Below are 8833 nucleotides of genomic sequence, written 5' to 3'. Positions count from 1 at the left end.
CTAATAATTTAAAATAGATTTAGAATAAAGAGTTATTAGTATGATTACAGAAGAGCCAGCAATAATATAGGCTTTTAAAAAGTTGCTATGTTCACTTATAGATACTAATAAAGTGTAAAACATAGTAAGAGCTAAACCAATCATTAAATATTGAAAAGGGTGTATGTTTATTTTGCTTAAGGTTTGAATTAAAAAGAATAATAAAAAGGTTAGACCAATTACAAGAAAACCATATTTAGCAGATCTTTCACTTTGTTGAAATTCGTCTACCATAATTAAAAATTTAGCACCAAAAGCATAGCGTTTTAAATCTGGAATAGCATTTAAATACTGTTGAGAAAAAGCTCTGTTAAGATGTGTTACTTTCCATTCAGCATCAAACGAATTTTGAGTTATTTTTTTTGAAGAATCTATAGGTAAGAATTCTCCAATAAAACTAGGGTTTCCCCAATTTGAAGCCATTTTTAAATGTGTTGTTTTTCCAATAGGAATAATTTGTAATAGTTCGCTTCCATCAAAAGTTATATTTAAATCAAAGCTCATTTTATCTTCATCTGTTTTCGGCACATTACTTTCTTTAATATAGTTAGACTCTAATTCATCTAAAGTATTTCTAGTTTGTTCGTTAAAATTAGTTTCAAAAGTATAGTCTTTACCGTTTGAGTTAATTTTTGTTTCGCCTTTAATACCTTTTAAATTACTGGTTTTAACAATATAAGTGGCTTTATTCCATAATATATCTTTATCTAAAATGTTTTTTGCAGATAAGTTTGGTTTTATAAAGAAGCCTTTTAACTTCATATCTGAAGTATATACTGCAGATTCAAAATTTCCTCTTTTTAGTTTTTTAGAATTAACATTTGATGTTACGTTTAATTGTTCGGGAAATATAAAGGCGTATTCGATATTTGTCTCTATTTCTGTTTTGTGTTTTTTCGATTTTTCATTATAAATAGTCGTTTCTTTATAAGATTTATAAGGTATTTTTAATATTGGTCCGTATAATAATACTTCTTTTCCCCATTTTGAGTTTATTTCATTAACAACATCTTTTTGTCTATAACCTCTTTCTTTGATAAGACTATTGATGTATGATAAAGGAATTAGTAGTATTAAAGTTAAGAATCCAACCATAAGTAATCTTGCTGTAATTGAAGTGTTTAGCCATTTAGATAGGTTGCTTTTTGTTTTTTCTTTTTGGTGTTCCATTGTTTATTTATTTAAAGTACTTTGAAATTCAAAGTTAGTGAGTAAAAAAAAAGTAATGTGTAATTTATAAGCTGATTTATGTTTTTCGAATTAGTTGCTCCAAAGCGTTAATATGTTTTTTAAAAGCTGCTTGCCCTAATTTTGTTGCGGTGTAAGTGGTATTTGGTTTTCTTCCAATAAATTGTTTTTCAACTAAAATATATTCTGCTTTTTCTAACGCTTTTGTATGGCTGGCTAAATTACCATCTGTTGCTCCTAAAAGCTCTTTAAGTGTTTTAAAATCTGCATTTTCGTTCACCACAAGCACAGACATAATTCCTAAACGGATTCTATGATCAAATACTTTATTTATGTTGGTAATTATGCTCACTTTTTTAGTTTTGAATGAAAGATGTTTTTTTTTTTTTTTAATGGTTACAATAAATTATTTCATATCATATTTAAAATGCATAATACTTCCATAAATAATGTGCATAACTCCAAACCCTATAACCCAAAGCCAAAACCCATAACCAGGAAATAAAGCTGCAGTTAAACCTAAAACAACCTGGATTAAGCCTAAATATTTAATGTCTCCAACGCTATGTTTAGATGCGCTTATTAAGGCTAATCCGTAAAATATAAGCATTAATCCACCAGTTTGTCCGTATTTACCTTGCCATAAAATTATTAAAATATAAATTCCTCCAGTCATTAAAGGCACTAAAAAACTAAGTAGTAATCTTCTTGAAGAGTTATCCCAAATCTTTTCACCATTTTTTTTAGCGTTTCTTGTGGTTAATATAATTCCAGTAACAATACTTAAAACAGCAACAGTAGTTAAAATACCAAGACAAATATTAAAAATTTTTCCGTCTAAAATTAAATAGCCTCTAGAATAAGTTGTTACTATGTAATAAGCTATTGCGGCACCAATTAAGGCATAAATACCGGCTAATATTCCAGATAAGCCACTTAATGATATAAATCGTGACGATTTAGTCATTATGTTTTTAATTTCGCTAAGGTCTTTTAAATAATCTTCGTTGCTCATAATAAAAGTACTTTGAAATGCAAAGTAAGTTTAATTTATTGAAACTATCTAATAATTTTTAAAGAATTTAACATTCTGTCTTTTTAAAGTGCGTATTTTAGAGTTGTCTTAAAAATATAGTTTTGAATCCAGCTGAAGCTTACATATTAAAACAAGAAGAGCCTTTTAAGTCTGTTTTATTAGATTTAAAATCTATAGTTGAAGCTGTTATTCCAGATATTGAATTGCATTATAAATGGAAAATTCCTTTTTTTATGATAGGAAAGAAACCAATTTGTTATCTCAATCAATCTAAAGGTTATGTAGATTTATGCTTTTGGCATTCTGAAATAATGGAACAGTATTCCGAGTTGTTTGTAAAAGAAAAACGAAAAGTGGTAGCTTCTTTACGTTACAAGTCTAGAAGAGATATAAATGATGTTGTTTTAATCTATGTTTTAGAAATGCTGAAAAATTATGAAGGTGATTGATTTAAGAGGAGCTGATTTTTTTAAATCTGATTAAATTATACCTGTAAATTAAGAAAACCTTTTTTAACATTATATGGCATAAAAAAATAATTAATTAAATCATTCTGTCCTTAATTCATTTAAAATTATTCCTTCAATTCTATTTATGCTACCGCTAAACAAACCTAAATGACCTTTGTCGTTTTTATCAAAAACACCTTGAATCATTCCTGAAAAATCATCTGAATAATTAAAACCATTCTCTATAATTTTAGTGTCAGAAATTCTAATATAAATAGCATTAATGCTATTTGTAGATAGATAGTCCTCTTTGTTTAAATATATTGCATTTCCTTCATGTTCAAATTTCAAGTAACCATTTAAAATAATTTTTTTATTATGGTATTTTAAAGGATTAGATATTAAATTAATAATAGAAACGGTTGTTGCGTTTTCAGTTGTTTTATTGTTTTTTTGTGCTGAACAAGAACAGTAAAGCGTACTTAGAAAAACGATAAATAAAATTCTAATCATATTAATTATATATATAATAAAAAATTAAGGTAGTCTATAAAGTTATAAAACAAAACAGTTGTTATATATAAATAAACAGAATTTTTTATATAATTTACAACTTAAATATCCCACCAAAAGAAATAATACGTTGTAAGAAAAAGAATTTCTGAGATGCTTTTTCGTTAGTGTTTTTAGTGGTTCTTATATCATTCATATTAATAAAGCCACCTTTTAAATCTGTAGCAATAAAAAAATGTTTAAAAAACGTAAAGTTTAATCCAACTCTTACAGAAGCACCAAACCCAGACCAATGGAAATCGTCTTGTTGTTGTTTGTATAAAAGTGTGGTGTTAGTTTTAGGGTAAAGTAAACCTAACCCAATACCTTCATTTATATTAATTTGAAATTTATCTGTATTTGTAATTCCAAATAAATAAGACAAATCATCATGTCTAGAAAACTCAGTGTTTACATAGTTTAGTCCATCTGTATGTTCAAATTTTAACATATCTTCACTAACTAGAAATTCAGAGCCATTATATGTTCCGTTAAATGCAGCGCCTTGCTCTGTAACAGGAAGATCTATATAGCCATTAATTCGTCTGGTTTGGTTTCTGTCCATAACGTATTTCATATGGTCTACACCAATAGAAATAGCGTAATTATCTGTAATAAAATAACCTAATTTAAAATTGGTTTGTGGTATAGTCATCCTTGCAGGATTAATATAATCTATATGCCAACCTTTAGGTCTATCATAAGCTGTAGCATCTTCTACAGTAAAATCATAATTACTTCCTTGAAAACGAATGTCTGATTTAGAATAAGATTCTCTATTTCCGCCCCAACTTATAAATATTTTACCTTTTTTGGAAGAGGTATATAAAGAGTCTTGTCCAAAGGAAGAACTGAAGTTTAATAGAATAAAAAGTATTAATACTAATTTTTGCATTACTATATTATAAACTATTAATTGTAGCTCTAATTTTAGTTAGGTTTGTAAGTAAACCTTCTAAATTATCTAAATGTAGCATATTTGCGCCATCACTTTTTGCATTTGCAGGGTCAAAATGCGTTTCAATAAATAATCCATCTACATGGTTTACAATACCAGCACGAGCAATAGTTTCTATCATATCTGGTCTTCCGCCAGTAACACCAGTTGTTTGATTTGGTTGCTGTAAAGAATGTGTAACATCTAAAACTGTAGGAGCAAACTCTTTCATTGTTGGAATACCTCTAAAGTCTACAATCATATCTTGGTAACCAAACATAGTTCCTCTATCTGTAATCCAAGCTTTGTTACTACCAGCATCTTTTACTTTTTGAACTGCATGTTTCATAGCTTCAGGACTCATAAATTGTCCTTTTTTAAGATTTACTACTTTTCCTGTTTTAGCAGCCGCAACCACTAAATCTGTTTGTCTAACTAAAAATGCAGGGATTTGTAATACATCTACATATTGTGCCGCAAGATTAGCATCGCTACTTTCGTGAATATCTGTAACTGTAGGAACATCAAATGTTTCAGAAACTTTAGCTAAAATTTCTAACGCTTTCTCATTTCCAATACCTGTAAAACTATCTATTCTACTTCGGTTTGCTTTTTTAAAACTACCTTTAAAAATATATGGAATATTTAATTTATCTGAAATAGTCAAAACTCTTTCAGCAATTCTAAGTGCCATATCTTCACCTTCAATAGCACATGGACCACATAAAAGAAAGAAATTGTTAGAATCTGTATGTTTTAATTTTGGGATGTCTTGAAGTTTCATATTTATATGTAATCTAAAATTGCTATGCAAAGATACTATTATGGTTTTACTTTTATTCTTTTTAAACTACAATTTGGTGCTTTTTAGAGGTTTTATATTTTAAAATATATAATGTTTAATAATATGTTTTTGCTTTTTTATAATAAGGAAATGTTCAAATAAATAAAAGATACTGTTAATCAATAAAAATTGAGTACATTTGCACCCTTAAAATAAGGCAGCATTATTATGGCTAAAATTAAAAACATTGCAATTATTGCACACGTTGACCACGGTAAAACGACGTTGGTTGATAAGATCATGTATCATTGTCAGTTATTTCGTGAAAACGAAAACACAGGTGATTTAATTCTTGATAACAACGATTTAGAACGTGAGCGTGGTATTACTATTACGTCTAAAAACGTTTCTGTAATCTATAAGGATACAAAAATTAACATTATTGATACACCAGGTCACGCCGATTTTGGAGGTGAAGTTGAACGTGTATTAAATATGGCTGATGGTGTTTTACTTTTAGTAGATGCTTTTGAAGGCCCAATGCCACAAACACGTTTTGTATTACAAAAAGCAATTGACTTAGGGTTAAAGCCTTGTGTAGTTGTAAATAAAGTAGATAAAGAAAACTGTACACCAGACATTGTTCACGAAAAGGTTTTTGACTTAATGTTTGAACTTGGAGCAGAAGAATGGCAGTTAGATTTTCCAACAGTTTATGGTTCAGCTAAGAATAACTGGATGAGTGATGATTGGCAAAATCAAACTGAAAATGTAGAGCCTTTATTAGATATGGTTATAGAGCATATTCCTGAGCCAAAAATTGAAGAAGGTAATACGCAAATGTTAATTACATCGTTAGATTTTTCTAGTTTTACAGGACGTATTGCTATTGGACGTTTAACTAGAGGAAACTTAAAAGTAGGGCAACAAATTTCTTTGGTAAAAAGAGATGGTTCTATTGTTAAAAACAAAATTAAAGAACTTCATATTTTTGAAGGACTTGGACGTATAAAAGTCGAAGAAGTTCAAACTGGAGATATTTGTGCTATTGTTGGTTTAGAAGGTTTTGAGATTGGTGATACTGTTGCTGATTTTGAAAATCCTGAAGGTTTAAAATCAATAGCTATTGATGAGCCAACAATGAGTATGTTGTTTACAATTAACGACTCACCTTTCTTTGGAAAAGATGGAAAGTTTGTAACATCTCGTCATATTAAAGATCGTTTAAATAAAGAATTAGAGAAAAACTTAGCGTTACGTGTAAACGAAACTGATAGTGCTGATAAATTTATTGTTTTTGGTCGTGGAGTATTACACTTATCGGTTTTAATAGAAACGATGCGTCGTGAAGGTTACGAACTTCAAATTGGTCAACCACAGGTAATCATTAAAGAAATTGATGGTGTTAAATGTGAGCCAGTTGAAGAAATGACTATTGATTTACCCGAGAATGTTTCTGGTAAAGCAGTGGAATTAGTTACAATGCGTAAAGGAGAAATGTTAAGTATGGAAGCTAAAGGCGACCGTATGGTTATAGAATTTATGGTACCATCTCGTGGTATTATTGGATTACGTAACCAATTATTAACTGCTACAGCTGGAGAGGCAATTATGGCTCACAGATTTAAAGAATACCAACCTTTAAAAGGTGGAATTCCTGAGCGTCAGAATGGATCTTTAGTATCTATGGAAAAAGGTCAAGCAATTCCTTATTCTATTGATAAGTTACAAGATAGAGGTAAGTTTTTTGTAGATCCAGGTGAGGATATTTACGAAGGTCAGGTTATTGGAGAGAATTCTCGTCAGGATGATATGGCTGTAAATATTACTAAAACTAAAAAGTTATCTAACGTACGTTCTTCTGGAGCAGATGATAAAGCTAAAATTGTTCCGGCAATTAAATTTTCTTTAGAAGAAGCTTTAGAATATATCCAAAAAGATGAATATGTTGAGGTTACACCTAATTTTTTAAGATTGCGTAAAGTATTCTTAACAGAAAATGAGCGTAAACGTAATAAATCGATTTAATTTTTTAAATCATATTATATTTAAAAGAGAAGTACTACTTTAGTGCTTCTCTTTTTTTATGAATTAAAATTATATAGTATGGATTTTTTAGGTGTTTCGGTTACAGAATGGGTTGGTTATGCAGCTTCTTTAGGTGTTTTAATTTCTTTTTTAATGAAAGATATTAAGACCTTACGTTATGTCAATTCTTTAGGTTGTTTTCTATTTGTTATTTACGGAATTCTATTAGATTTATCTATTCCAATAGTTATTACAAACACTGCTATTTTAGGGATTAATTTTTATTATTTATTTATTAAGAGAACTGTTTAATAATAAAAACGTATTTGTTATTACAGTTAATAAAGCTTTTTTATAATTCTAAATAATTAAACTATTATTACAATACAACAATATCAAGATAAGAATAAGCAAGAGTGGGATACTTTAATTTCTCAATCTAAAAACAGTACATTTTTATTTTGTCGCGATTTTATGGACTATCATTCAAATCGTTTTAATGATAATTCGTTGTTAGTTTATAACTCTAATAAGCTGATTGCTGTTTTACCAGCTAATAAAGTAGAAAACACTTTGTTTTCACACCAAGGTTTAAGTTATGGAGGATTAGTTTATGGTTCTAATATTAGGCTAGAAGATGTTATTTCTGTTTTTAAGGCTATTTTAATTTATTTAAAGTCTATTAATATTGATAAGCTTATTATAAAAGAGTTACCTAAGTTTTATAGTCTAACTCCAAACGATGAGCTGCATTATTTAGCGTTTTTATTAAAAGCTAAATTAAATAGAGTAGATGCATTGTCTGTTATAAATCTTAATGGAGATTATAAGCAAAGTAAATTAAGAAAAAGAGGTTTAAAAAAAGCTGAATCTTTAGATTTAAAAGTAACAGAAGAGTCTGACTTTTCTGAATTTTGGAATAAAATTTTAATACCCAATTTAAAACAACGCTTTAATGCTAGTCCAACGCATAGTTTAGCTGAAATAGAATTATTATATTATAGGTTTCCAAATCAAATTAAGCAATTTAATGTATATAAAGAAGACGAAATTCTTGCTGGTATAACCATTTTTGAAACAGAATACGTTGCGCATATCCAGTATATCTCAGCAAATAATTCTCGACAAGAAACAGGAAGTTTAGATTTTTTAGTGAATGAGTTACTTTCTAATATTTATAAAGATAAATTATATTTTGATTTTGGTGTTTCTAACGAAAATTATGGACTGAATATCAATAAAGGATTGTTGTATTTTAAAGAAAGTTTTGGGGCTAGAACAATAACACAATCGTTTTATGAGTTTAAAACATCAAATTATAAACTACTAGATGCAGTTATGTTATGATAAAGTTTTTAGATCTACATAAAATAAATGCACGTTTTAAAGATGAATTTCAAACTAACTTTAATTCTTTTTTAGATTCAGGTCATTATATATTAGGCAAAAATGTTTCTAATTTTGAGTCTGAATTTGCAGAGTATTGCGGAACAGATTATGCAATAGGAACAAGTAATGGTTTAGATGCATTAACTTTAATATTTAAAGGTTTTATAGAATTAAATAAGTTATCTATAGGTGATGAGGTTATAATTCCTGCAAACACATATATAGCTTCCATTATATCTGTTATTAATTCTGGTCTTAAACCTGTTTTTGTAGAACCTAACATAAACACTTTTAATATAGATGCATCTAAAATTGAAGCAGTAATTACACCAAAAACTAAAGCTATTTTAATAGTGCATTTATATGGACAGTTATGTTCAGATTTAGTTTACGAGGTTGCAAAAAATAATAATTTATTACTTATAGAAGAT

The 8833-nt window shown here is 28.3% G+C and carries 11 protein-coding genes; 5 read left to right on the top strand and 6 right to left on the bottom strand.

Annotated features, from left to right (window positions below; translation table 11 throughout):
- From creD to ACFDSN_RS11130, 3 genes are all read right to left on the bottom strand, one after another.
- A complete protein-coding gene (creD, locus tag ACFDSN_RS11140) occupies window positions 1–1209 on the bottom strand; it encodes a cell envelope integrity protein CreD (protein WP_375239932.1) in 1209 nt (402 codons plus the stop codon).
- A 76-nt stretch (window positions 1210–1285) separates the two neighbouring features.
- A complete protein-coding gene (locus ACFDSN_RS11135) occupies window positions 1286–1579 on the bottom strand; it encodes a winged helix-turn-helix domain-containing protein (protein ID WP_375239931.1) in 294 nt (97 codons plus the stop codon).
- Window positions 1580–1633: 54 nt separating this feature from the next.
- Window positions 1634–2242, bottom strand: coding sequence for a hypothetical protein (locus tag ACFDSN_RS11130; protein ID WP_375239930.1), 609 nt, complete (start codon window positions 2240–2242; stop codon window positions 1634–1636).
- 122 nt (window positions 2243–2364) lie between these two features.
- Here ACFDSN_RS11130 and ACFDSN_RS11125 point away from each other — a divergent pair, with 122 nt between their 5' ends.
- Window positions 2365–2712, top strand: a complete 348-nt coding sequence (locus ACFDSN_RS11125; RefSeq protein ID WP_375239929.1) for a DUF1801 domain-containing protein — start codon at window positions 2365–2367, stop codon at window positions 2710–2712.
- Between the two features lie 99 nt (window positions 2713–2811).
- On the opposite strand, the gene ACFDSN_RS11120 is transcribed toward ACFDSN_RS11125, so the two are convergent.
- From ACFDSN_RS11120 to kdsA, 3 genes are all read right to left on the bottom strand, one after another.
- The gene (locus tag ACFDSN_RS11120) at window positions 2812–3225 is read right to left on the bottom strand and encodes a hypothetical protein (protein WP_375239928.1); all 414 of its coding nucleotides are present in this window, start codon (window positions 3223–3225) and stop codon (window positions 2812–2814) included.
- Between the two features lie 94 nt (window positions 3226–3319).
- Window positions 3320–4159, bottom strand: a complete 840-nt coding sequence (locus ACFDSN_RS11115) for a hypothetical protein (RefSeq protein ID WP_375239927.1) — start codon at window positions 4157–4159, stop codon at window positions 3320–3322.
- A gap of 7 nt (window positions 4160–4166) precedes the next feature.
- The gene (gene kdsA, locus ACFDSN_RS11110; RefSeq protein WP_375239926.1) at window positions 4167–4985 is read right to left on the bottom strand and encodes a 3-deoxy-8-phosphooctulonate synthase; all 819 of its coding nucleotides are present in this window, start codon (window positions 4983–4985) and stop codon (window positions 4167–4169) included.
- Between the two features lie 228 nt (window positions 4986–5213).
- Between kdsA and typA the strand changes: the two genes are divergently transcribed.
- The 4 genes from typA to ACFDSN_RS11090 form a co-directional block, all read left to right on the top strand.
- Window positions 5214–7013 carry a translational GTPase TypA gene (gene typA / locus ACFDSN_RS11105; protein ID WP_375239925.1) on the top strand — a complete coding sequence of 600 codons (1800 nt, stop codon included), beginning with the start codon at window positions 5214–5216 and terminating at the stop codon, window positions 7011–7013.
- Window positions 7014–7091: 78 nt separating this feature from the next.
- Window positions 7092–7325 (top strand): uroporphyrinogen decarboxylase, encoded by a 234-nt coding sequence (locus ACFDSN_RS11100; RefSeq protein WP_375239924.1) that lies wholly within the window; start codon window positions 7092–7094, stop codon window positions 7323–7325.
- Window positions 7326–7487: 162 nt separating this feature from the next.
- A complete protein-coding gene (locus ACFDSN_RS11095; RefSeq protein WP_375239923.1) occupies window positions 7488–8360 on the top strand; it encodes a GNAT family N-acetyltransferase in 873 nt (290 codons plus the stop codon).
- A partial coding sequence (locus ACFDSN_RS11090) for a DegT/DnrJ/EryC1/StrS family aminotransferase (protein WP_375239922.1) occupies window positions 8357–8833 on the top strand: 477 nt, incomplete at its 3' end. The genes ACFDSN_RS11095 and ACFDSN_RS11090, both read left to right, overlap by 4 nt.

The organism is Aurantibacter sp., from assembly GCF_042094015.1.
In the GTDB taxonomy this organism is placed as follows: Bacteria; Bacteroidota; Bacteroidia; order Flavobacteriales; family Flavobacteriaceae; genus Aurantibacter.
Note: the sequence above shows the minus strand (reverse complement) of the source record. Positions and strands in the feature narration are given on the sequence as shown.

Coding starts and splice junctions, on each gene's coding strand:
- creD (WP_375239932.1), bottom strand. CDS start 1,209: ATGGAACACCAAAAAGAAAAAACAAAAAGCAACCTATCTAAATGGCTA.
- ACFDSN_RS11130 (WP_375239930.1), bottom strand. CDS start 2,242: ATGAGCAACGAAGATTATTTAAAAGACCTTAGCGAAATTAAAAACATA.
- ACFDSN_RS11120 (WP_375239928.1), bottom strand. CDS start 3,225: ATGATTAGAATTTTATTTATCGTTTTTCTAAGTACGCTTTACTGTTCT.
- ACFDSN_RS11115 (WP_375239927.1), bottom strand. CDS start 4,159: ATGCAAAAATTAGTATTAATACTTTTTATTCTATTAAACTTCAGTTCT.
- kdsA (WP_375239926.1), bottom strand. CDS start 4,985: ATGAAACTTCAAGACATCCCAAAATTAAAACATACAGATTCTAACAAT.
- typA (WP_375239925.1), top strand. CDS start 5,214: ATGGCTAAAATTAAAAACATTGCAATTATTGCACACGTTGACCACGGT.
- ACFDSN_RS11100 (WP_375239924.1), top strand. CDS start 7,092: ATGGATTTTTTAGGTGTTTCGGTTACAGAATGGGTTGGTTATGCAGCT.
- ACFDSN_RS11095 (WP_375239923.1), top strand. CDS start 7,488: ATGGACTATCATTCAAATCGTTTTAATGATAATTCGTTGTTAGTTTAT.